19 protein-coding genes are annotated in these 21,770 nt (G+C 69.1%); 6 read left to right on the top strand and 13 right to left on the bottom strand.

The annotated features are described in order from the left end of the window. Positions 1 to 25: 25 nt before the first annotated feature. Both CYFUS_RS02785 and CYFUS_RS02780 read right to left on the bottom strand, forming a co-directional pair. Entirely contained in the window at positions 26 to 2,119 is a 2,094-nt protein-coding gene (locus CYFUS_RS02785) for a beta-propeller domain-containing protein (RefSeq protein WP_095983812.1), read from the bottom strand. Between the two features lie 188 nt (positions 2,120 to 2,307). Then, positions 2,308 to 4,122, bottom strand: coding sequence for an Hsp70 family protein (locus CYFUS_RS02780; protein ID WP_095983811.1), 1,815 nt, complete (start codon positions 4,120 to 4,122; stop codon positions 2,308 to 2,310). Between the two features lie 192 nt (positions 4,123 to 4,314). Here CYFUS_RS02780 and atpH point away from each other — a divergent pair, with 192 nt between their 5' ends. From atpH to atpA, 3 genes are all read left to right on the top strand, one after another. Next, complete coding sequence (atpH, locus tag CYFUS_RS02775) at positions 4,315 to 4,860, top strand: ATP synthase F1 subunit delta (RefSeq protein WP_095983810.1); 546 nt, start codon at positions 4,315 to 4,317, stop codon at positions 4,858 to 4,860. 188 nt (positions 4,861 to 5,048) lie between these two features. Further along, the gene (locus tag CYFUS_RS02770) at positions 5,049 to 6,461 is read left to right on the top strand and encodes an ATP-binding protein (RefSeq protein WP_232537320.1); all 1,413 of its coding nucleotides are present in this window, start codon (positions 5,049 to 5,051) and stop codon (positions 6,459 to 6,461) included. Positions 6,462 to 6,638: 177 nt separating this feature from the next. After that, the gene (gene atpA / locus CYFUS_RS02765) at positions 6,639 to 8,186 is read left to right on the top strand and encodes a F0F1 ATP synthase subunit alpha (protein WP_095983808.1); all 1,548 of its coding nucleotides are present in this window, start codon (positions 6,639 to 6,641) and stop codon (positions 8,184 to 8,186) included. A gap of 92 nt (positions 8,187 to 8,278) precedes the next feature. On the opposite strand, the gene CYFUS_RS02760 is transcribed toward atpA, so the two are convergent. The 4 genes from CYFUS_RS02760 to CYFUS_RS50270 all read right to left on the bottom strand — a co-directional run bounded on the left by CYFUS_RS02760 (position 8,279) and on the right by CYFUS_RS50270 (position 11,124). Further along, on the bottom strand, positions 8,279 to 8,605 hold the full coding sequence (locus CYFUS_RS02760; protein WP_095983807.1) for a hypothetical protein: 327 nt from the start codon (positions 8,603 to 8,605) through the stop codon (positions 8,279 to 8,281). A gap of 3 nt (positions 8,606 to 8,608) precedes the next feature. Then, positions 8,609 to 9,571: a hypothetical protein gene (locus CYFUS_RS02755; protein WP_095983806.1), complete on the bottom strand. Its 963-nt coding sequence runs from the start codon at positions 9,569 to 9,571 to the stop codon at positions 8,609 to 8,611. A 101-nt stretch (positions 9,572 to 9,672) separates the two neighbouring features. After that, a complete protein-coding gene (locus CYFUS_RS02750; RefSeq protein WP_095991760.1) occupies positions 9,673 to 10,527 on the bottom strand; it encodes an HAD family hydrolase in 855 nt (284 codons plus the stop codon). A 363-nt stretch (positions 10,528 to 10,890) separates the two neighbouring features. Then, a complete protein-coding gene (locus CYFUS_RS50270; protein WP_157758201.1) occupies positions 10,891 to 11,124 on the bottom strand; it encodes a hypothetical protein in 234 nt (77 codons plus the stop codon). A gap of 196 nt (positions 11,125 to 11,320) precedes the next feature. Between CYFUS_RS50270 and CYFUS_RS50265 the strand changes: the two genes are divergently transcribed. Further along, entirely contained in the window at positions 11,321 to 11,695 is a 375-nt protein-coding gene (locus CYFUS_RS50265) for an OmpA/MotB family protein (RefSeq protein ID WP_157758200.1), read from the top strand. 58 nt (positions 11,696 to 11,753) lie between these two features. On the opposite strand, the gene CYFUS_RS02740 is transcribed toward CYFUS_RS50265, so the two are convergent. From CYFUS_RS02740 to CYFUS_RS02730, 3 genes are all read right to left on the bottom strand, one after another. Next, positions 11,754 to 12,446: a nucleotidyltransferase family protein gene (locus CYFUS_RS02740; RefSeq protein WP_095983804.1), complete on the bottom strand. Its 693-nt coding sequence runs from the start codon at positions 12,444 to 12,446 to the stop codon at positions 11,754 to 11,756. Positions 12,447 to 12,604: 158 nt separating this feature from the next. Beyond that, positions 12,605 to 12,895, bottom strand: a complete 291-nt coding sequence (locus tag CYFUS_RS02735; protein WP_198316437.1) for a CBS domain-containing protein — start codon at positions 12,893 to 12,895, stop codon at positions 12,605 to 12,607. Between the two features lie 160 nt (positions 12,896 to 13,055). Continuing rightward, positions 13,056 to 13,643, bottom strand: coding sequence for a hypothetical protein (locus CYFUS_RS02730; protein ID WP_420042679.1), 588 nt, complete (start codon positions 13,641 to 13,643; stop codon positions 13,056 to 13,058). Positions 13,644 to 13,776: 133 nt separating this feature from the next. Here CYFUS_RS02730 and CYFUS_RS02725 point away from each other — a divergent pair, with 133 nt between their 5' ends. Further along, a complete protein-coding gene (locus tag CYFUS_RS02725; protein ID WP_095983802.1) occupies positions 13,777 to 15,063 on the top strand; it encodes a YecA family protein in 1,287 nt (428 codons plus the stop codon). 28 nt (positions 15,064 to 15,091) lie between these two features. Here CYFUS_RS02725 and CYFUS_RS02720 read toward each other — a convergent pair whose 3' ends face one another. From CYFUS_RS02720 to CYFUS_RS02710, 3 genes are all read right to left on the bottom strand, one after another. Further along, positions 15,092 to 16,411 carry a carboxypeptidase-like regulatory domain-containing protein gene (locus tag CYFUS_RS02720; protein ID WP_095983801.1) on the bottom strand — a complete coding sequence of 440 codons (1,320 nt, stop codon included), beginning with the start codon at positions 16,409 to 16,411 and terminating at the stop codon, positions 15,092 to 15,094. Between the two features lie 179 nt (positions 16,412 to 16,590). Next, positions 16,591 to 17,328, bottom strand: a complete 738-nt coding sequence (locus tag CYFUS_RS02715; protein WP_095983800.1) for a class I SAM-dependent methyltransferase — start codon at positions 17,326 to 17,328, stop codon at positions 16,591 to 16,593. A 22-nt stretch (positions 17,329 to 17,350) separates the two neighbouring features. Then, positions 17,351 to 18,910 (bottom strand): LVIVD repeat-containing protein, encoded by a 1,560-nt coding sequence (locus tag CYFUS_RS02710; RefSeq protein ID WP_095983799.1) that lies wholly within the window; start codon positions 18,908 to 18,910, stop codon positions 17,351 to 17,353. A 162-nt stretch (positions 18,911 to 19,072) separates the two neighbouring features. On the opposite strand from CYFUS_RS02710, the gene CYFUS_RS02705 reads away from it, so the two are divergent. Further along, the gene (locus CYFUS_RS02705; RefSeq protein ID WP_095983798.1) at positions 19,073 to 19,690 is read left to right on the top strand and encodes a hypothetical protein; all 618 of its coding nucleotides are present in this window, start codon (positions 19,073 to 19,075) and stop codon (positions 19,688 to 19,690) included. 151 nt (positions 19,691 to 19,841) lie between these two features. Here CYFUS_RS02705 and CYFUS_RS02700 read toward each other — a convergent pair whose 3' ends face one another. Next, positions 19,842 to 21,677: an ATP-binding protein gene (locus tag CYFUS_RS02700; protein WP_095983797.1), complete on the bottom strand. Its 1,836-nt coding sequence runs from the start codon at positions 21,675 to 21,677 to the stop codon at positions 19,842 to 19,844. Positions 21,678 to 21,770: the final 93 nt, after the last annotated feature.

Raw genomic sequence — 21,770 nt, 5'->3', positions numbered from 1 at the left:
CGCTCCCCTTCCCCAACGCCACGCGTCAGTACACGACGGTGGGCTGGAAGCGCTCCGTGGCCAGCGGCGTGGAGAGCTGGTTCACGTGGGACACGCGCACACCGCCATCCGAGATGGCGTACACGTAGTCATCCGCCATCACGCTGCGGCGCACGTAGGGCTGGTACCAGTAGTTCCACCGGTTGGTGCTGAGGGTGCGGTACACGTCGCTCATGGAGAGCGCGCCCAGGGGAGTGAAGCCCGTGGCCGTATCCACGCGGAAGACGCGCAGGTCGCTCACGAAGTTGTCCCAGTAGTAGCCGGTGGACGACGGGGCCCAGTCGGTGAAGGGAATGGCCAGCAGGCCCTTGGCCGCGAAGAAGTTGAAGGCCTTGTGATCATAGAGCGCCTCGCTGCCACTGCTGGGCGAGCCCACCAGTTGCGTGAAGGCCTCGCGGGGGTGGGCGAGGTCCGACACGTCGAAGAGCGACAGCTTGAGCGAGCGCGAGCGCCAGTCGCCGTTCTCCGCCACCTGCACCCCCAGGGTCAGCAGGTGCGTGTCGCCCAGCGGGTGGATGTACGTGGAGAAGCCCGGCACCTTGAGCTCGCCCACCTTGCGCGGGTGCGCCGGGTCCGAGAGATCGAAGGTGAAGAGCGGATCCACCTGGCGGAACGTCACCACGTAGCCCTTGTTGCCCAGGAAGCGCGCGCTGAAGATGCGCTCGCCCTTGGCCAGGTCCTCGCTGCGCCCCAGCGACTTGAGCCGATTGCCCTCCTGACGCAGGGTGGAGACGCGGTTGGTCGTCTCGGTGCGGCCCCAGGGGTTGCCGGCTTCATCCACGCGCCAGGAGATGGTGGTAGCCGTGCGCAGCACGCCCTCGTGCTCATCCAGGCTGAACTGGTCCAGCAGGTGGCCCTCCAGGGTGCCGCTGGCCACGTAGCGGACGCGCCCCGGCTGCTCCAGGTCGAGCTTGTGGATGTAGGTGTAGTCCCGCTGCCCCGGCGTCCACCACCACCACCAGTGCCGCGCGGTGAGGTAGAGCGCATCGCCATTGGCGTAGAGGATGTCCGGCTGGGCCACCAGGGTGGTGCGTCCGGGCGCCTGCGCCACCGCCGCGTTCAGGTCGATCGAGGCCACGGTGACGTAGCCCAGTTGCGTGGGCGCGTTCGTCTTGTGGAAGTCGCGGCAGTCCTGGGCCACCGGCACCTGGGTGCCGTCCGGCTGCTTGAAGTACCCGTCCCGCCTCCAGTCCGACAGGGAGCGCGCGCGGATGAGCTGCTCGTTGGCGTCCTTGAGCGCGTCGATCTCCCGCTCCAGCCGCGACGTGTCCGCCCAGAGCTCCGCGTTGTATTCGGGGTACCAGCGCATCCCGGCGGGCCAGACGAAGAACTCGTTCAACACCAGGCGCACCGAGCCGCCCGACAGCCGCGCGTCGTGGTAGCCACCCGGCAGATACAACTCGCCCGTCACCTGGGGAGCGGCGAGCTGGGACACGTCCACCGTGGTGACCTTGGTGGAGACGATTCCACCGGCCACGCAGATCGACAGGTAGTTGCACCCGACCGTCGAGTCACTCGCGCCCCCGGCTCCCGACGGGTTCGTATTCGAATACACCTCGGAGAAGACGACCACCTTGTCGCCGTGCAGGAACATCTGCCGGGGCCGGCCCTCGATGGTGAGCGAGGACTCGGTGCGCAACGACTCGGCGGGCCAGGAGCGGTGGAGATAGAGCTTCTGTCCGGAGAGGACGAAGAGGCGCGTGCCGTCGTTCTTCACGAAGTCCGCCTCGTCCACGCCGGCCACCTGGTTGTTGGTGCCCGTGTAGCTCCCCGGCGAGGCGCCCCCGCCCGAGTCCGAGTTGGGCGCGGAGGGGGGAGCCGCCCCGTCACTGAAGACCACGCCGCCCCCCCAACTCCGCCAGTAGGAGGGCTTGGAGCGCTCCAGCGAGGCGCGCATGTCGAGCACCGCGGCGTTCTCGATATAGGACTCGAGCCCCTCACAGCTCTCGAAGGCCTCGAGTCTCGCCGACATCTGCACGGGCTGGTTCTCCGGGATGTCCCGTGAGCTGGAGCACCCCACGAGACCCATCAGCGCGAGAACCACTCCAGTTTGTTTGGTTGGATGTTTGTTTGAATGCATGACCCTGACTCCTCGCCATGTGTCTTTCGGCGGGAGCGCGTATTGCCACCCGTGTGCCAGCATGGAGCGGGTGCCGGGTGTCTGGGATTCCAAGGGGTTGGCGTGGCGCACGCGGAGGCGGGGCCCTCGGAAAACCGAGACCCGGAGGAAGGGGTGAGCCAGAAAACCGCCAGTGCGCGCGTCGTCGCCTAGCGTCCCGCGAGGAGTTGGGTGAGCTGACGGGCCACCTGGGCGCACCGCTCGGCGTCCTGGGCCTCGAGGGCGGCGCGGCCCGACTCCAGGAGCGAGCGCACGTTGGCCACCGCCGCCTGGGCCTCCTCACCGGGGTTCTCCTCGGCGCCGTGCTGCAGGAGCCGGGCGAGCTTCTCCCCCCGCTCCAGCAGCTTGCGGAACTTGTCCTCGGACTTGCGCGCGTCCTGCTGGGCCTGCTTCTGCGCGTACGCGGCCTGCTCCTTCACGAGCCGGTCGGCCTCCCTGGCCGGCAGGTGGGGGCGCGCCTCCATGCGCACCTCCTCGCTCAGGCCCGATTGCAGATCCACGGCGCGCACCGCGAGCAGCCCCTCGTTGGACAGCTCGAAGGTGACTTCCAGGGACGTGTCCGCGCGCGAGCCCGCCTGGAGGTTGCGCAGCACCACCTCGCCCAGCTTGCGGTTCTCGTCCTGCAGGTCGCTCTCCCCCTGGTACACGGGGATGCGCGCCTCGGTCTGCCCATGGCGGCCGGGGTGGAAGATCTCCCTGGCCACCACGGGCACCGAGCGGTTGCGGGGGATGAGGCGCCGCACCTTGCCCCCCAGCACCCCCACGCCCAGCGAGTTGCTCACCACGTCGAGCAGCAGCGCCGCGCCGGACTGACGCGCCAGCTCGTCGGCCTGGATGGCCGCGCCGAGCGCCACCGCCTCGTCGGGGTTGACCTCGGTGGAGGGGGGCTTGCCGAAGAAGTCCGTCACGAGCTGGCGGATGAGGGGCACGCGCGTCATGCCGCCCACCAGCAGCACCGTGTCCACCGCCGAGGGCTTCAGGCCGGCGTCCCTCATCACCGAGCGGCACACCGCCAGACACCGCTCGGAGAGCGACTCGCACAACTGATTGAAGTAGGAGCGCGTGAGCACGGTCTCCAACCCCGTCAGCTTGCGCGCCGACTGCGTCTGATCCCCCAGGCCCGCCAGCGAGATGAGCGTCTCCTCGTACTCGGACAGCTCGCGCTTGGCCTGTTCGGCGGCCACCTTCAGCTTGTGCTGGGACACCACGTCGCGGTGCACGCTCTCGCGCAGGGGCTCGTCGATCTGCGACAGCAACCAGTCGACGATCTTCAGATCGAAGTCCTCGCCACCCAGCGCCGAGTCACCCCCGGTGGCCTTGACCTCGTAGACGCCGTCGGTGACCTCCAGCACGGTCACGTCGAAGGTACCGCCGCCCAGGTCGAACACGAGCGCATGGCCCTGGAAGCCCCGCGACAGGCCATAGGCGAGCGCCGCGGCGGTGGGCTCGTTGATGAGGCGCAGCACGTCCAGCCCGGCGATGGCGGCGGCCTCGCGCGTGGCCTGCCGCTGCCCGTCGTCGAAGTTGGCCGGAACGGTGATGACGCACCGGTTCGCCTCGCGTCCGAAGTAGGCCTCGGCGTCCAGCTTCAGCTCGCCGAGGATCATGGCCGCCACCTGGGTGACGGGCACGGTGCGCCCGGCCATCTTCACGCGCACGTCCCCGGTGGTCCCCCCGAGGATGGGGTAGGGCACCACCGAGCGCGCCGCCTGGACGAGCTCCGGGGTGAAGCGCCGCCCGATGAAGCGCTTGGTGGCCCACACCACGCAGTCCGGATGCTCCGAGGCGAGCGCCTGGGCGGCAGCGCCCACCACGCGCTCGGTCGTGTTCGGGGTGAAGCCCACGACGGAAGGCGTCAGGCGCCCTCCCACGCGCGAGGGAATGACACGGGGCCTTCCCTCCTCCACGGTGGCCACCACGCTGTTGGTGGTGCCCAGGTCGATGCCGATGATGGGGTCACGCATGGAGAGAAACCAGGGTCCGGCAGGCAAATCCGTACGGTCATGATACGCCGGGAAAGCCGGACGCTGGCGCGCCTCTTTCACCGCTTCACCCCGCGTGCGGCCCGGGGGCGCAGGAGAACTAATGGCTCGCTCCGGGCGGCGGATGCGCGAGGCATTGCCGAGAAAGGAGGGGCGTGCTAAGCGCGCCGCGCCATGGTGAACGTGTCTATTGCCCGCCGTTACGCCCGTGCCCTCCTCGACGTCGCCACCGAGACGGGGCGCGCCGACGCCGTGTCCGAGCAGGTCTCGACCTTCGCCAAACTGGTGGCCGACAACCGGGAGCTGGCGGACATCCTCCTCAACCCCGCCTACACCCGCGAGCAGCGCCTGCGCGTCGTCGAGGCGCTCATCAAGGCGTCCGGCACGCTGGAGCCCGCGCTGGTCAACACCCTGCGCCTGCTGGTGGATCGCAACCGACTCGCCTACCTGCCGGACATCGCCCGGCTCTACCGGGACATGGCCGATGCCCAGGCGGGCCGCCTGCGGGGCCACGTCACCAGCGCCATCCCCCTGTCCAAGGACACCCTCCAGACGCTCTCGGGTACCCTGCAGGCCCTCACCCAGCGCAACGTGGTGCTCGAGCCCCGGGTCGACCCCAACGTGCTGGGTGGAGTTGCCGCCCAGGTGGGCAGCCTCCTCTATGATGGCACCCTGCGCACCCAGCTCGAGCAGATGCGCCGCGAGCTGAAGCAGCGCTGAGCACCCTCCCTGGGAAGTCGCGTTGTCCGCTCGCGCGCATTTCCCAGCAAGCCCGGTATTCCCAGCGCCTCCGGGAACGGATATGGTGGTGTCACGGGCCCGGCCCGTGACCCTTTCCGATCATGGCGCAGCCCGTCCTCCACCGTTCTCACGCCGGTTCACTGGCGACCTCCCCAGCCGAGGAGGCATTGTCCTGTCTGGGGGCGTTGCTCCAGTCCACGGGGTTGGCTCTGGCCTGCGTGGATCGGGAATTCCGCTTCCATTTCGTCAGCACCGCCCTCATTGCCCTGAGCGGGCAGACTGGCTCCTCGTACGAGGGCCGCACGGTGGCGGAGGTCTGGCCGGGGCTCGCGCCGGCGCTGATGCCCCTGCTCCAGCGCGCGATGGCGGGTGAGAGCCTCCAGGGCTCGCGGTTGTCCGGTACGTTCGGGAGCACCCCGGGCAACGCCCGCCACTTCCGGCTCTCCCTGTTTCCGGCCCCCACGGGTGCGTCGCGCCCGGGCGTGAGCCTGATGCTGGAGGACGACACGGAGCGGGTGAACCGGGAGCTCGCCCTGCGCGAGAGCGAGGAGCGCCTGCGCGGCCTCGTCGCCGTCTCCTGTGACGGCTTCTGCCTGCACGAGAACGGCATCATCCTCGAGACGAGCCCGGCCCTGGCCCAGCTCCTGGGCACCACCCCCGAGGACATGGCGGGCCAGTCGCTCATGCGGTGGATCGCCCCCGAGTCGCGCGAGACCGTGCAGCGCGCCATGGCGCGGCGGGTGGAGGCGCCCTACGAGGCGACGGGCATGCGCGCCGACGGCAAGCGGCTGTTCCTGGAGCTGCTGGCCCGGCAGGTGGAGCATGGCAGCCGCTCCGTGCGCATGGCGGCCGTCTGGGACATCAGCGCGCGCAAGGCGACCGAGGAGGCCGCGGCCCGCGCCGACACCTTCCGCGAGCAGTTGCTGGGTGTGGTGGGGCATGATCTGCGCACCCCGCTCCATGCCATCCAACTGAGCGTGGGGGCCCTGCAGCGCGGGGGCGAGCTGAACGAGAACCAGGCCCGGCAGGTGACGCACGTGGCCACCGCCACCCGGCGCATGGAGCGGATGATCCACGAGCTGCTGGATTACACCCGCGCGCGGCTGGCCGGGGGCATCCCCGTGCGCCCCACGCCCTTCGCCCTGGACAAGCTCCTGGAGCGGTTGGTGGATCAATTCCAGGCGTCGCACCCCACCCGCCTCATCGTCTCCAAGACGGAAGGCGATCTGGTGGGCACCTGGGACGAGTCCCGGCTCGGCCAGCTGCTGGACAACCTGATAGGCAACGCCCTGCAGCACAGCCCCGAGGACACCCCGGTGGAGGTGCGCCTGGAGGGCAAGGCGGACGGCATCAACCTCTCGGTGCGCAACGAGGGGCCGCCGGTGCCCCTGGAAGAGCGGGCCACCCTCTTCGAGCCCTTCAAGCGGGGCAAGCGCGCCCATGGCGACGGGCTGGGCCTGGGCCTCTACATCGTCCGGCAGATCGCCTCGGCGCACGGGGGCCGCATCTCGGTGGAGTCCGGAACGGGCCTCGGCACGCGCTTCGTCGTCTGGCTGCCGCGCCACGCTCCGGGTTGCTGAACCCCCTTCAGCGTCGGGGCCCTGGCTTAAGGGCCCGATGATCCCGTGTATCCGAGAGCCCCCATGCGCGTTGCGGTGGGCCGGGAACGCGTGTTAAGGGCCCCCCCCACGACGACTTTCAGGTAGCCCCCCTCCGGCGGCCCCTCGCACGTGCCGCCCCGTGCCAAGGACTCAGAGATGGAAATCCGCGCCGACGAGATCAGCAGAATCATCCGGGAGCAGATCAAGGACTATGGCAAGAAGGTCACCGTCTCCGAGACCGGAACGGTGCTGTCGGTGGGCGACGGTATCGCCCGCATCTACGGCCTGGAGGGCGTGCTCTCGGGCGAGCTGGTGGAGTTCTCCAACGGGGTGAAGGGCCTGGTGCTCAACCTCGAGGAGGACAACGTCGGTGTCGCCATCATGGGCGACTTCAAGGACATCCGCGAGGGCGACACGGTCAAGCGCACCGCGCAGATCGCCTCGGTGCCCGTGGGCAAGGGGCTGCTGGGCCGCGTGGTGAACCCGCTGGGCGAGCCGGTGGACGGCAAGGGCCCCATCGTGTCCACCGAGACGCGCAAGCTGGAGGTGAAGGCCCCCGGCATCGTCAAGCGCAAGAGCGTGCACGAGCCCCTGCAGACGGGCATCAAGGCCCTGGACGCCCTGGTGCCGATCGGCCGCGGCCAGCGCGAGCTCATCATCGGTGACCGCCAGACGGGCAAGACGGCCGTCGCCATCGACGCCATCATCAACCAGAAGGGCCTCAACGTCTTCTGCGTGTACGTGGCCATCGGCCAGAAGCAGTCCACCGTGGCCCAGGTGGTGGAGAAGCTCACCCGCGCGGGCGCCATGGAGTACACCGTGGTGGTGACGGCCAACGCCTCCGACCCGGCCCCCATGCAGTTCTTCGCCCCGTACGCGGGCGTGGCCATCGGCGAGTACTTCCGCGACAACAAGATGCACTCGCTCATCGTGTACGACGACCTGTCCAAGCAGGCCGTGGCGTACCGCCAGCTCTCGCTCCTGCTGCGCCGTCCCCCGGGACGCGAGGCCTACCCGGGCGACGTGTTCTTCATCCACAGCCGCCTGCTCGAGCGCGCCGCCAAGCTGTCGGACGCCGAGGGCGCGGGCTCCCTCACCGCCCTGCCCATCATCGAGACGCAGGCCGGTGACGTGTCCGCCTACATCCCGACGAACGTCATCTCCATCACCGACGGGCAGATCTTCCTCGAGACGGACCTGTTCTTCGCCGGTGTGCGCCCCGCCATCAACGTGGGTCTCTCCGTGTCCCGCGTGGGCAGCGCCGCGCAGATCAAGGCCATGAAGCAGGTGGCCGGCACGCTCAAGCTGGACCTGGCCCAGTACCGCGAGCTCGCGGCCTTCGCCCAGTTCGGCTCGGACCTCGACAAGGCCACCCAGGACACGCTGGCGCGCGGCGCCCGCCTCGTGGAGGTGCTCAAGCAGGGCCAGTACGAGCCCATGCCCGTCGAGAAGCAGGTCATGCAGCTCTACGCCGCCATCAACCGCGAGGACCCGAGCAAGCGCGGGTGGATCCGCCAGGTGCCCGTGAGCGACGTGGTGCGCTGGATGAAGGAGTTCCTCGAGTTCACCGACAGCCGCCACCCGCAGGTCGCCAAGGACATCCTCGCCAAGCGCGAGCTGACGGCCGACATCAAGACCGCGCTGAACAAGGCCATCACCGAGTTCAACGAGCTGTTCCAGGCCACCCCGGGCGCCAAGGTCTGACCCAGGCCCCACCTCCGTGAGGTCCCGCCCGGCCCCGCGCTCCCTCCTGGGAACGCGGGGTTCGGCGTTTCAGGGGCCCCTCTTCGGGCGTTTCAGGCGATGACCTTGCCCGCCACCGCGAGCGCCTGATCCAAATAGCCGGCGAGCTCGCCCAGGCGCGCCACCACCTGGGTGGCCTGCTTCACGTCCTGGGCGGCGCGGGCCAGCTCCTGGTTCGTGTCACTCAGGGAGGCACTGGCCTTCTGGAACTCGGCCGAGGCCGCGTCGAAGCGCGCGCCGAGCAGCCGCATCAACAACTCGCGCAGGCGCTTGCCGTGGGCGAGGTACTCGGCGCGCGTCGCGGGCGGCACGGCGCCACTCATGGACAGATCGAAACAGCGCTCGACGAGCTGGGTCAGCGTCTGGGTATCGAAGTACATGGCTCACTCCCGGGGCGGCGCATGGATGGCCTGGACGGCGGCGGCGGCGATGCGCACCCGGCCCTGGAAGGCCTGCATCGCGCCGGACAGCTCCTCGAACGACGTCAGCTCGCGCCCGGAGCGGGCGAAGCGCAACAGGGCCTCGTGCGCGTCGCGCAGCGCCCGCGCCAGCTCCACCGGGTGCGCCACCACCAGGGCCTCGTACACGGTGGAGGCCTCGCGGATGTCCTCGAGCACCGCCCGTCGCTCGGCCAGCGAGAGCTTGTCCCGCTGGAGGTTGTAGTACATCACCCGCGAGGACAGGGCCTGCTTGGCGCCCGTGAGGCGCTGGGGCCCGAGCACCTCCACCAGGTCCGTCTCGAGCAGGTCCAACAGCGCCCCCACCACCGGAGCCCCCTGCTCCAGGCCCTTCTGGAGCGCCTGGGCCTGCTGGTGCTCCAGGTAGAGCGAGGCCACCACCCCCACCAGCGCGGTCACCGGGGCCACGTAGCGGCTGGCGGTGGCGTCCCCCCGACCCGCCAGCGTCTCCATCCGCGCGCCCAGCGAGCCCAACTGCTTGCCCAGCGCCTGCGTGCCCTCGGGCAGCTTGCCCGCGTCCTCGGCGCCCGCCAGCGTCGCCAGCCGCTCGGCGTACACCCCCAACAGGGCGATGGCGTCCATGCGCGCCTGGATGGACTCGGGCGAGAAGAGCTTGCCCACCAGGGGCGTGGGCTGGCCCGCCGCGTCGGTGGCGAGCACCTCCAGCCCCGTGTCGTACAAGCGCTCGTCGAGGTAGAGGTCGCGCTCGAACCGGTTGAGCTCCGCGTAGTACTTGCCCAGGGCGGTGCTCGCCGCGGTGTTGCCCTCCTGGAAGAGCGCCACGGGCTCGCGGAAGCTGCCCGGCGTCTTGCAACCCGGCCCCAGCACCAGCGCGAGCATCACCACCCCCCCCGGCAACGCCCGGGTCCTGCCTCGCATGCGATTCATCGGCTCCCCCTGGAGACGGTGTGGCGGATGTCTCCAGCCCACCAGCCTAGCGCGATGCGGTGACGGATGCGCCCGGTTCTCCCCTCGCTTCAGCCCCTGCCTCAGCCCACCAGCCGCGGGAGGATGGCGCGCAGGCTGGGATCCATGCCGCCCCTGTCCCCGAGCGCGAGGATGGCCCGGCGCTCGTACTCCAACGCGTTGTGGCGCGTCACGAACTGCACCTGGGCGCCCAGGGCCGCGGGCATCGCCAGGTCCAGCTCGAAGATGTCGCCCGCCACCAGCGTCGTCTCCGGGGTGGTGCCCGTGTCGCGCCAGATGCGGCGCAGCGCCTCATAATAGTGGCCCCGGCGCAGGTGGATGGGGCGCTTGAGGGCCCCCTCCACCCGCGTCGTCTCGGGCAGGGCACCAAAACGCGCGTCCGGCTCGGCGGGCGGCTCGACGAGGAACTTGCGCGCATCCCCCGACACCCGCAGGCGCTCGCGGCCCCGAGGCGCCAGCTTCGTGAGCTTGGCCTCCACCGTGTCCGTGTGCGCATTCGTCACCACGTGCACCGGCAGCCCCGTGTCCAGCAGCGCCTCCAGCACCTCCCTGGCCTCGGGCTTGAAGGCCACCCCCGCCAGCACGTAGGCCTCGCGGTAGAGCACGTTGAGCAGCTCCGCCCGCTCGGCCAGGTCCGTCAGCACCCCCAACCGGTCACACAGCCGCCGCGCCACGAAGTTGCTCAGCAGGTAGGGGTCCGCGACGGCCGGCGCCACCACGCGCCCCGCCACCTCCCAGCCGGGCTCCTCGGAGCTGTGCAGCACCCGCTCCTCCTCCTGCGCCCACCCCGCATCCTCCACGTCCCGGCCAAGCAGCTCCGACAGGCGCCGACGGAAGTGCTCGACGTAGGGGGTGCCCTCGGCCACCACGTCCGTGAACGTCCCATCGAAATCCAACACCACGCACCGGATCGCCATCGTCGCCATGCCCTCGCAGTCGAGCCGGGCAGTGTGCAACAGGAGCCCTTCCCTTTGGAATGCACCCCGGGCGTGGGCATGTCAGACCCCCCCTGTACATCCGTGGGCGTTGGCGCGCGACACGCCAGCTGCCCCGTGAGCCCCCTGGGAGGAGCTCCGGAGCACCTCGAAGTACCGCTGCACGTCCGCCCGCTCCTGCCCGGGAGCGGTGTGGTGGAGGCGGCGCGTCCGAACCCCTCCACGGACGCGCCGCCTTTATTTTCGACGCGGCGCGTCATCCGGTCCGCCCCACCCATCCACTGCGTGACACGGCCCACTCCTTCTCCTTGAGACCTACCCGCGCTCTCTGAATACAGTCGGGCTTCAAACCTTCTCCCGGAAGGAGCCCATGGAGCTGACGGCGGATGACGAGGTGGTGCCCCGAAGCACCCGGCGGCCCAGGTGGCTGCTCCTGGGAACACTGGCGGTGCTGGGGCTGGGCGGCTGGATGGCCACCCGCTCCATCAGCTCGCTGGTGGAGCGCACGGAGCAGTTGGAGCGCGAGGCGGCCGAGTCCGAGGCCCGGGTGGCGGAGTTGCAGGTGCTGCGCGACAGCATGGCCCGGAGGTTGCGCGTGCTGGAGCAGCAGCAGCGCGCGGAGGCCGCGCAGCGGGTGGCCTCGGCGCGGCGGCAGGGGGAGGCGGGAGTGAAGCGCGCACGGCGCGAGGCGGCACGCGGGGAACTGGAGTCTTTATTACAGCCCGAAAGGGAACGCGGCGCCGCCTTCCTGGCTGAGTCGGAGGGCCAGCTCCGGGTGGAGTTGGCGGATCCCCTGCTCTTCGCCCCGCGCGGCACGGCGCTGACCCCCGAGGGCACGGCGCTGCTCACCCGGGTGGGTGCGAAGCTGGCGGTGGAGGGTCATGTCATCCAGGTGGCGGCGTACACCGACACCCTGCCCGAAGCATCCCCCGCGAGCTGGGAGCTGTCGGCGGCCCGGGCGGTGACGGTGACACGCTTCCTGGCGGAGACGCTGAAGCTTCCCCCCGAGCAGCTCGTGGCCATGGGCCATGTGCTTCCCCCGGCCTCGGCGTGGACGGAGCAGGGCTCCGGGATGGAGCCCACCCGGCGGCTGGAGCTGCGGCTGGTGCCCGCGCCCCGCGCCCCGGGCCACGACCGACCCAGGGGGTAGGCCGACAAGGAGCCTGGTACCCTCGGGACCCCCGGCCGGGTCCCGAGCCCCCCGACACTCACGTGCCCTGCAGACCCTCGGAGGCCGCGTTCAGGGACGAGGCGGACGTGTCCTCCTCGGTGGTGGTGGACGCATCCGCCTTCTTGCCGCGGCGCTTGGGCGGCGGCGCGAGCTTGGGCGCCGAGCCGAACAGCCGCTCGTAGGTCTCCGGGGTGTTGATGTTGACGATGACGCCCGGATCCTTCACGGGAATGCGGCGCAGTTGCAGGCCGCGCACGGCGCCCTCCAACTGGGCCTCCCCCGCCGTCTCGCGGAGCCGCTCGGCCGTCGCGCGCGACAGGAGCAGCGGATAGCCCGGCGCCCCCTCGAACTCGGGACGCAGCCCCTCCGTGGACTCCCCGAGCGCCTTGAGCAACGACTTGAGGGTGGTGGCGCGCACGGCCGGCATGTCCACCGGGTGGAGCAACACCACGTCCGCGCCCTCTTCCAACGCCGCGTCCAGGCCGGCCTTCACCGAGCTGAACTGGCTGTCGCTCCAACGTGTGTTCTCCACCAGATGGATGGCCGGGTGCTGCTCGCGCACCGCCTCCGCGTCCTTGCCCACGACGGCGAGCACGGAGCAGCCCGCCTTGCCGAACGTCGATGAGAGCGATTGGAGGAAGCTCTTGCCCCCCTCATGCTCGATGAGCGCCTTGGAATGGCTGATCCGCCTGGCTTCACCCGCTGCGAGAATGACCGCGATGACCTTCATGGCCCACGCCTCCTTCTAGCCCCCATCGGTTGGCGTGGGGGCGGCCCGTTACACCCTGGCAAGCCCGGAAGCTTCTGGCCGCGACCCCAAGGGCAGGTCGTCAGGAAGAAGGCACTTGGCGAACACGAGATGTTCACCAGCACGCCCCTCTTCATCCTCTAGTGGACCCAAGTCGAGCACGATCCCTGTTCTTCCGCGACGAACGCCACGCGCACCGGACGCGGCGCTGCAATTCCTTCCGTGGCCAGCGCCGCGCGCGCCGTCAGAATTTCAGCCATCCGGGCCAGCGGCAGCGTGTTGCCCAGGCGACGCAGCTCCTCGAGCGTGACGTGCCCGAGCACCTCGCCGTGCCGCTCCTCCACCACCGGCAACAGGTGCGCCCCATAGCGGTGCATCACCTCGAGCGCCCGCATCACCGTATCCCGGGGATAGAGGATGATGTCAGGCATTGCTTCGACTCGGGTCTCGACCGTGTGCGGCATCGCAGCGACCTCCGGTGGAAAAGCCATCCAGCGGTCTGAAGCCTTAGCAATCTCCTTGCCGCACGCCGACCCTGGCGGGAGGACCCACCCGGGTGGATCCTCGACCGCTCGTCTCCCCGCCCGCCCTCTACTTCTTCTTCACCGACTCCACGAGCTTGCGGAAGCCCTTCTCCGCGCCGGCCACCGTGCGCTCGGTGCCGGTGAGCTTGAAGAACAGCGGACCCTCGGGACCCTCGACGATGATGCCCAGCAGACGCGAGCCCGCCTTCGGCGAGGAGGGACCCATCATCGGACCGCCCCCGGTGTAGGTGCCCTTCACGTCCACCGTGGTGACGGCGAGCCCGTTGAGCGTCTCCTTCTTCGTGCGCACGTCCTTGTCCGTGAGCGCCGTGCCGTCCGCCTTCTGGAACTGCCCCACCCAGCGCTTCACGTTGGCGTCCACCGCGCCGCCCTGGCCCTGGCCGAAGTAGAACACGGCCAGCTCCGCCGGCTCCGTGTCTCCCTTCGCGGGAGCGATCCGATAGGTCGCCGCCCGCATGGGCCGCGCCGGCAGGGCCTCCCACTCCTTGGGAGCCGTCCAGCTCAGTCCGCCCGCCTCCGCCACCGCTCCCTGCGGGGCCGGCTGCGCCGCCGCGGGAGGAGCCTTCTGCGTCTGCTGCGCCTGGGCCAGGCCCACCGCCGCCAGGATGGTCATCGCACCGAGGAATCGTTTCATGCCCGCGAACCTAATGCCAAAACGGCCTCCTGGCATGAACCGTTTCCCCTCCAGTGCCGCGACGGCCGTGGACCTCGCGACACCGGAACACCTCTGCTAGAGGGGCTCGGATTCTTCGACAGGAGAGGTAGACGTGAGCCGCCAGAAGCCCGGACGCAACGAGCCCTGCCCTTGCGGCAGCGGCAAGAAGTACAAGGTCTGCCACGCCGCCGAGGACCGGGCGCGCGAGGCGGCGGCCCCTCCCCCGCCATCCCGCCACCCGCTCGCCGAGGACCTGCAGGCGGCCATGGAGATGCTGCGCGGCGAGGACCTGTCGCGCGTCTCCTCCACCCTGGAGCACCTGGGCTCGCTGCTCACCGGCTGGGGGCCCGTGCCCGGCCTGCGCTTCGACGCCGAGCTCTTCCACGCGCACGTGTCCCGGCAGCTCGAGCAGCTCACCGAGGCCGTCGAGCGCGACCCCGCCCAGGCGCGCCACATGCTGCGGCTGAGCACCGTGCGCGAGCTGGGCACACGGGCCTTCCTCGAGAAGCTGCGCGCCGCGCTGCTCGCGCGCGCCACCACCTCGGGCCTGTCCGCCGAGGACCGGCGGGCGCTGTGCCTCGGCGCCCTGCTCGCCTCCACCCCCAAGGACGGCCGTGTCGCCGCCGAGGATCGCCCGGTGCTCGACGTGCTGTTCAACGTGCAGTGGCGCGAGTGGGGCGCCCAGCACGGCCAGAAGCTCGCCGCGGGCCTGGAGGCGCAGGACACGGACCTGCCCGAGGAGGCACGCGAGGCGCTGCGCAAGGCGAGCAAGGGCGAGATGGAGGCCCTGGTGAAGTACGTGGAGTCGGATCCCGGCCTCGCCGCGCGCATCGCCCAGGAGGCGCGCGAGCGCGCCATGCGCGTGGAGACCCTCATGCGCCAGCCGAACACGCCCTCGCTGCTCGCCCCCGAGGAGCAGGTGTGGCTCACCGCCGTCCTCTGGGAGCCGTTGAGCGCGCTCAAGTCCCCGGACATGGACGCGAAGGCCCGGAGCGCCGCGGTGGTCACCTTCCTGGGCGCCGTGCGCAAGGCCCTGGACGTGGACAAGGACTTCCTGGCGAACCTGCTCGAGCGCGTGCGCACCCGGTCCAAGGACTCCACGCTCGACGACGCGACGCGCGCCTTCTTCACCGAGGCCGCCGTGGCCTTCGAGGCCGAGCCGGTGCGCATGGTGCTCGCCGCCATCCTCACCTCGCGCGCCGAGCCCGAGGCCCGCTCGGCCGAGGAGCAGGTGGTGCGCGCGGACCTGGAGGCCAAGACGCGCTGGACGGCCGAGGACCTCGAGCCCTACCGCGCGCTGCTCGCGAGCATGAGCCTGCCCGCCGCCACCGAGCGCATCCACCGCGCCCAGGAGTGGCTGCGCGCCCATCCCATCGAGCAGCCCCCCGCGGGCGCGTGAAGACCCGCGGGGACTCCGAGGCCGCGGCCTACGGGTGCGTCTCGACGTAGAGGTGCGAGCCACACGGATGGTCCCCCGCGGCCACGTCGGCGAGGGTGATGTTGTTGCCCGCGGCGTTCTTCGGGTAGCCGGTGAAGGTCTGCGGCCCGGTGATGAACTGCGTGAGTCCACCCGTGGCCCAGTACTGGGGATAGGTGGCGGACGCCGGCGGCGTCGAGGTGAGCGTGAGGTTGGCGCCGCAGTAGGCGGGAGCGCCCGGCGGGAACTCCACGGACAGCTTCAGGGCGGTGCTGGCGCGCAGGTTGGTGAGCGCGATGAACGACGTGCCCGAGCCCGACGCCAGCGTCTTCGACTTGGGCGTCCCGCTCACGGTGTTCTGCTCGAAACCCACCTCGATGCCGGGCTCGGGCGTGGTGCCCGGGGGCGGGTTGTAGCAATCCAGGGGGATGTTCACGAACTCGATGAGCGTGCACGCGGGGGTGGTCACCTCGATGTCCGCGTTCCACGTGCCCAGGCCGTCACCGGGAATGAGCTCTCCCTTGCGCTGGCCGACGATCTTCAACGAGGTGCCCGTGGTGGAGAACTGGGCGCTCGCCGCCTGCTCCTTCCACAGGCCCGTGAGCGGATCGAACAGCCAGATGGCGGCCCGGCACGTCCCGTTGAGCACGCACGCGGGCATGCTTCCCCCCACGGCCGCGGGGACGGGGATGCGCACGTCCAGGATCCTGCCGGGAATCAGGCTCAGGGTGTTGCCACTGGCGTCCACCGCCGCCAGCGTCACCGCGCCCACGGTCTCGAGCGCCACCGGCTGACCGGCGGAGTTCCTCGCGCTGAAGTCGCCGGGCATCGTGTCCGGGCCATGCGGCGAGATGGAGAACGATACCTGCCCCGTGGCGGGTACGCCCGCCGAAGTCTGGAGGCTGTTGGCGGGCACCAGCACCCGGATGCCCGACTTGGGATCGATGAGCTCGGTGGTCGCCACCGGGTTGATCACCTTCGTGAAGCCCTGGGCGAGCACATGCTTCTGCCCGATCTGGCCCGCCGTCTTGAGCGTGTTCACCGGCGCGTAGCCATCCTTGCGGATGTCGAGCCGGTAGCCGGTCCCCGAGTCGGTCACCGAGACACTGTACGTGCCCGTGGTGCTGGTCACGCGGACGATTCCATTCACCGTCACGCGTGCGCCGGCGATGGGCTTGCCCAGCTCGTCCACCACCGTGCCCGAGAAGACCGCCGAGAGCGCGGCGGACTCGAGCCGGGTGGACGCGGGGGTGGACCCAGCGGTGGTCTCCGCCTCGCCACAGGCGAGACCAAGCAGCGAGGGCAACAGCAGCAGTGCGGTGCGATTCATGACGGGGTTCTCCTGTAGGGGTGTCCTGTCAGGAATTGCACGGCCCATACCAAGACATACGCGCTCTCGTTCTCCTCTGGAGCCACCGGGACGAGCGCCCGCCACGCGCCGGTTTGTCGACGCGAGAGCAACAAGGAGGACCCGGGACAGTGGCCCTCCTGGCTACGCGGACGAGTCGCTCAGTGCGTCTGGTATTGGAACACCAGAAAATACTGCTCGGGCAGGAATGAGAGCGTCTGGGACTGGCTGTAGCCCGCGGCCTCGAACTCCTCCCGCACGCGCTCGGGCGACAGCTTGTGCGCGGGCGGAGGCCCCATGGAGGACTCCACGCGGAAGTCGATGATGACCACGCGCCCTCCCGGACGTAGCTTCTCCGCCAACCGCTGGAGCCACGCCACGCGCTCGCCCACGTGATGATACGAGTCAACGATGAGCACCAGGTCCACCGGCTCGGGCAGCTTCGCGTCCTCGGCCGAGGCCAGCACGGGCGTGAGGTTGCTCAATCCCTCGCGCCGGGCGCGCTCGCCCATGTAACGCACCATGTCGGGCTCGATGTCGACGCCGTACACCCGGCCCTCGGGGACCGCGCGCGCGAGCCGCACCGCGAAGTAGCCCGTCCCCGCGCCGATGTCCGCCACCTTCGCGTCCGCGGCGAGGCCGAGCGCCTTCACCACCTCGTCGGGCTTCTGCCACGCCTCGCGCCCGGGCTCCTCGAAGCGCTTCACCCACTCCTCCGCGTTCTCGAAGCGGTGGGGCATCCCTCCGTGATGTCCTCCATGGCCGTGCGGCGGCGCGGCGTCCGCGGCTGGCGCGGGAGCCTCGGACGAGGTCCGGTGCGCACAGGCTCCGGAGCCCAGGAGCAGCGTGGTGCCCCAGGTGCATGCGGCGCGGCGGAAGAAGGAGCGCTTCGAGATCATGACGGTCTCCAGGTAGGTGGTGTCAGGGCTCGGGGAAGACGAGCAGCCCCCGCGAGGTGTCGATGACATACACAAACCCATCGCCCGGCACCCGCATCCCGATGGCACCATCGTAGAAGCTCGTGCCCCGCTCCGGGTCCGTCTCGCGGAAGGTGTTGGAGTAGGCCACCTCGCGCGGGCTCTCCGGCACCGACACGTCCAGCACCCGCACGCCGTGCTGATAGTGCGCCACGTAGAGCCTCGAGCCCTTCAACACCATGTTGTGGAGGGACACGTTCGAGCCCAGCGAGTACTCGCCCACCTTCACCGGATGCGCCGGGTCCGTCACGTCCAGCACCCGCAGGTGCGCGCCCCAGTTCTCTCCGCCCTCGAAGGCGATGAGCCGCTCGCCGAACCGGCCCACCGCGTTCGCGTGGCTCGTGGCGTAGGGGTAGACGAACTCGCCCAGCTTCCTCGGGGCCACCGGGTCGCTCACGTCCACGATGAGGTAACCCTGGGACCAGTGATTGATGTACAGCCGCCCCTCCAGGGCCAGCGCGTCATGGGGATAGCCCGGGGGCAAGCCAGCGGCCGGCGGCTCCGCGTACTCACCGATCAGCACCGGCTCCCGGGGCTCACGGATGTCGAAGACGAGCGTCCGGGGCCGGGGGCTCGGCGACATGGCATACAACCGGTCTCCCTCCTCGAACACGGTGTGCACGTCGAGCGGCCCCTGATCCGAGGGAACCTGCCGCACGAGCCTCGGCGTGGCGGGCTCCGAGATGTCGAAGACGATCACCCCCGAATCGGCGCTCGCCACGTAGAGCGCGTTCCCCTTCGCCCACACTCCGTTCCAATAGTTGTCCGTCGGCAGGCTGAGGGTGCTCCGGAGTACCGGGGCCGCCGGGTTGCTCACGTCGAACACCGTGAGTCCCCCCTTCTCGGGGCCATTCGGGATGGACACCACATAGGCATGGCCCTGGGTGACGTAGACGTCTACCGGTAGGCCCTGCTCCACGAAGGACTCGGACGTGAGCCGCAGCCCCGAGGCCTCCTCCTCCCCCGCGCGCCGCGTCCACCGCTCGGCCAGGAAGGTGCCAAAACGGGTGTACCTGCCGTTGCGGCAACTGGCGAAACAGCCATACAGCCAGGTGCCCTCGGCGCGGCAGCCCACCAGGGTGTTGCGCACCGTGACGGTCGGGGACAAGGTCCGGGTACTCGTCAGGAAGAACTCGCGCGGGCCGATGCGGCGTTCCGTCGGGGGCGCGCCGTGAAAGGAATCGAGGCGCCCATCCGCCGAGACCCGGAAGGCGTCCGCACCGATTCCGGGCACCTGGGAGTCGGTGCGATACACCAGGGTGTAGATGCCGTCCGCCGGCACCTGGGCCAGCGACGCCGCGTCACACGAGGACACATCGAAGGTCTCCCGGTCCCCACACGCCCTGCCCTGCACCGAGTACACGTTGCATGCGGCATAGCGACCCGTGTCCGTCCAGTCGCCGTCCCCCTGGACGAGAGACGGCGAAACCGGCTTCTCCTCACAGCCCGACATCACCATCCCGGCGATCAGGACGGAGACGCCCCACTTACGACTCAGGTGCATGCGGCATCATACCGAGCCCATCCAGAGCAGGACCTCGGGCAGCGCTTCCTGGCTCCCGCGCTCCCGGCGTTCTCTGACGTCCAATGACTGGTACCTTTTACGGGATTTTCCTGGTACAGTGCATCTGAAAGATTCTTCCAGCACGGCCAAGGAGTCCCGAAGATGCGCCAGTACCGGATGAAGACCTGGGTGGGCTCCTTGCTCGTCGGGCTGCTGGGAGTGGCCTGTGGTGGCGCGCCGGAGACTCCACCGGGGCCCTCCCCGCTGCCGGTGGCGACCCGGGAATCCAAGCTGTGCGCCGAGCTGAGTGTCACCACGCTGAGCCTGACGGGTAGCAGCACCCATCAGGGCGAGCTGGCTGGGAGTGGAAGCTGGGCGGTCTCGGGCCCCGCCAACGCGGTCCGGCTGGAGTACTACGTCGACGACGTGCTGTATGCCGTCGAGGAGCAGTCCGGGAAGTCGGGCACCTGGTACTTCAGCCGCACGGGCGCCTCCTGCGGAGTCCTGCACCCCCTCCAGGTGAAGGCCTGGCCGATGCTCATCGACGACGATGGGGTGCGCACCACCTGCACGTCGGGCGCGAAGACGATGTCCAAGCCGGACGTGGGGGAGGAGTGCGCGGAAAACCCTCCGTGTGAGAGCTGCCATGCCAGTGGAGCCATCCGGGGACGCTCCACACGGGCGCTCGCCGACCACTGCCCTCGCGGTGCCCTGGACGAGCAGAACATGATGAAGCTGTTGGAGCGCGCGAAGAGCGGGGAAGGGTCAGCGCGGAAGTAGGCGACGGAGCCCTGTCCGGCGCTCGCCCTGGTCCACGAGGGTTGACGCCAAATGCCCGACACCCGGGCATCAGCGAGATGCACCTGCGTGTAGATGGCATTCAGCGACGCCTGTGCCAGCACCGCAAAGTCACACGAGGACACATCGGACATCAGGAGTTACCGCGGGGCTTGCCTCGCTTGCCCGCCTGAAATGGCAAAGGCAACGTCTTCGTATCTTTCTTTGGCGAGGGAAGAGGGGAACGTTGATTGTCGAGTCGCAACTCCTGCGTTCGTGGCTTCCGCTTGCCGGGAAACTTGGGCCCAGGGCCATACTCCACGGAGGGCCCTCTCTGTTGCTCGGAGATCTTCACCAGGAGCTGTCGCTCCACCATGTCCGATAGGATGTCACGCGCGCGCTGCACATCAATGTCAAAGAAGTTTTGCAAGGTACGGTTGTTCACCTTCCCGTATTCGCGCACATGAGGGATGATCTTTCGATCCAACTCGTCCATTGTCCGGCGCTGGTAATCCACGGCTGAGCCAAGTTTCTTGAGCACCTCTCCTCGCAGTCGATATGCAGGATGGCTCAGACGTGCCGTTTGTCGCGTGGCCTCCAGGATGGAGACTTCGTCGTTCGTCAGCCGCCGCAGGCTCGCCTCGGCCTCATCCACCGATTTCTGCAACATGGGAGCCATATCCAACGCCGTGACGGTCTTGCTGCGACAAAGGCGGAAGAGAATCAGCAGGGTGTCAGTGTCATCCCGTTCCTGTTCCGGGAGCTGGGCGACAAAGCGGGCAATCTGCGTTCTGGGAGCCCCTGCCACCAGTTTCACCTGAACCTGCTCGAAGGACGCCTCGATGCGAGGAAGGTCACGACCGGAGCGAATCATTTCCCGATACATACGATCCACACCGCGTCCAGCTTCCTCGGCGAAACCCAAGGTGCGTGCCGCGCGTGCGAGGGCTCGGTTACGAGGTTTGGGAGGATGGGTCAGGATGTTTTCAGGAGTCACGCCGGAGACAAGAGGTCCGGGAGAGGTGACCACGAAGACTTCAGGGGAATGATCAATGAAGACAGGGCGCCGCAGCCGATAGTCCTGATGGACGATGGCATTGGCAAGGGCCTCGCGAATGGCCAACTGGGGAAAGTCCGCGATTTCAATCTGCTGACCGTTGGGCAGCGAGATCGGCGTCTGATTGAGCCGGGCCTGCACCAGGCCCAGCACCTTTTCGAACGCGAGGACAAGGGGTGTCTCGATGCGTTCGATGGCACGAGGCTCTCCACCCGGCGTCTGGCGGTAGTGGTACTGGAGCAAGGGAGACAAAGGTGTTTCGCAGAAGAGCAACTCCCCAGCGCGCAGAAGTTCCCCTTGCTCAGAAACAACCCCGAGTGCGGCCAACAGGTCGCGGTCACTGAGGCGGGCATACTTGCGCCGCACTTCATCCGTGAGGGTGGCGAGACTGCGGCGGGCCACCTCAAGCGCGGTCGGGGAGACGTCGTTGAGAGTGCGTCCACTGGGTTGACTCGACCAATCAAAATCCCGGCGTTCCTCGCGTAAGCGAGCCACCTCGTCGGGGTTCATGGGCAAGCAGTCGGTCGCCACCCGGCGTCGGGCTCGCCCTTGTGTGTCGGCATGGACATCAAGGCTCTGCTGTACGAAAAGGACGAGCAAGCGAGCACCTGAGAATTGACGCGCTTCCGCCTCAACGAGGAGATGCGGGTTGCTCAACTCGTAGACGCGCTTGCGGACTTCGTCGGAGTCCAGGTCTGTCCCCTTGAAGGCTGGCGGACCAGATTGCTTGTTGTCGACCCCGATGATGATCGCCCCACCACTCGCGTTCGCGAAGCAGACGACATCACCCGCGAGGTCACGCATGAAATCCTTCTGCCCCCCTTGCTGGCCTTGCTCCTTGAAATCCAGGGTGGAGGATTCCAATTTGGATGCGGTCGTTCCCTCCAATACCCGGCTGAGAGCCACCTCCACCTCTTCTCGAATGTTCCGCATGGCTTGATGCCCCACCCAAAGAAAAGTTTGTGCCGAGTTTGTGGTGACCCTTCACTGTGGAGGGTTCCCACAAACTCGGCACAAACTCAAGGG

The sequence above is a fragment of the Cystobacter fuscus genome, assembly GCF_002305875.1.
In the GTDB taxonomy this organism is placed as follows: Bacteria; Myxococcota; Myxococcia; order Myxococcales; family Myxococcaceae; genus Cystobacter; species Cystobacter fuscus_A.
This window is presented reverse-complemented; position numbering and strand designations above follow the sequence as displayed.

Coding starts and splice junctions, on each gene's coding strand:
- CYFUS_RS02755 (WP_095983806.1), bottom strand. CDS start 9,571: ATGAATCGCATGCGAGGCAGGACCCGGGCGTTGCCGGGGGGGGTGGTG.
- CYFUS_RS02735 (WP_198316437.1), bottom strand. CDS start 12,895: ATGCCTGACATCATCCTCTATCCCCGGGATACGGTGATGCGGGCGCTC.
- CYFUS_RS50270 (WP_157758201.1), bottom strand. CDS start 11,124: ATGCTGTCGCGCAGCACCTGCAACTCCGCCACCCGGGCCTCGGACTCG.
- CYFUS_RS02705 (WP_095983798.1), top strand. CDS start 19,073: ATGCGCCAGTACCGGATGAAGACCTGGGTGGGCTCCTTGCTCGTCGGG.
- CYFUS_RS02720 (WP_095983801.1), bottom strand. CDS start 16,411: ATGAATCGCACCGCACTGCTGCTGTTGCCCTCGCTGCTTGGTCTCGCC.
- atpH (WP_095983810.1), top strand. CDS start 4,315: ATGGTGAACGTGTCTATTGCCCGCCGTTACGCCCGTGCCCTCCTCGAC.
- CYFUS_RS02780 (WP_095983811.1), bottom strand. CDS start 4,122: ATGCGTGACCCCATCATCGGCATCGACCTGGGCACCACCAACAGCGTG.
- CYFUS_RS02730 (WP_420042679.1), bottom strand. CDS start 13,643: ATGAAACGATTCCTCGGTGCGATGACCATCCTGGCGGCGGTGGGCCTG.
- CYFUS_RS02710 (WP_095983799.1), bottom strand. CDS start 18,910: ATGCACCTGAGTCGTAAGTGGGGCGTCTCCGTCCTGATCGCCGGGATG.
- atpA (WP_095983808.1), top strand. CDS start 6,639: ATGGAAATCCGCGCCGACGAGATCAGCAGAATCATCCGGGAGCAGATC.
- CYFUS_RS02700 (WP_095983797.1), bottom strand. CDS start 21,677: ATGCGGAACATTCGAGAAGAGGTGGAGGTGGCTCTCAGCCGGGTATTG.
- CYFUS_RS02760 (WP_095983807.1), bottom strand. CDS start 8,605: ATGTACTTCGATACCCAGACGCTGACCCAGCTCGTCGAGCGCTGTTTC.
- CYFUS_RS02785 (WP_095983812.1), bottom strand. CDS start 2,119: ATGCATTCAAACAAACATCCAACCAAACAAACTGGAGTGGTTCTCGCG.
- CYFUS_RS02750 (WP_095991760.1), bottom strand. CDS start 10,527: ATGGCGATCCGGTGCGTGGTGTTGGATTTCGATGGGACGTTCACGGAC.
- CYFUS_RS02715 (WP_095983800.1), bottom strand. CDS start 17,328: ATGATCTCGAAGCGCTCCTTCTTCCGCCGCGCCGCATGCACCTGGGGC.
- CYFUS_RS02740 (WP_095983804.1), bottom strand. CDS start 12,446: ATGAAGGTCATCGCGGTCATTCTCGCAGCGGGTGAAGCCAGGCGGATC.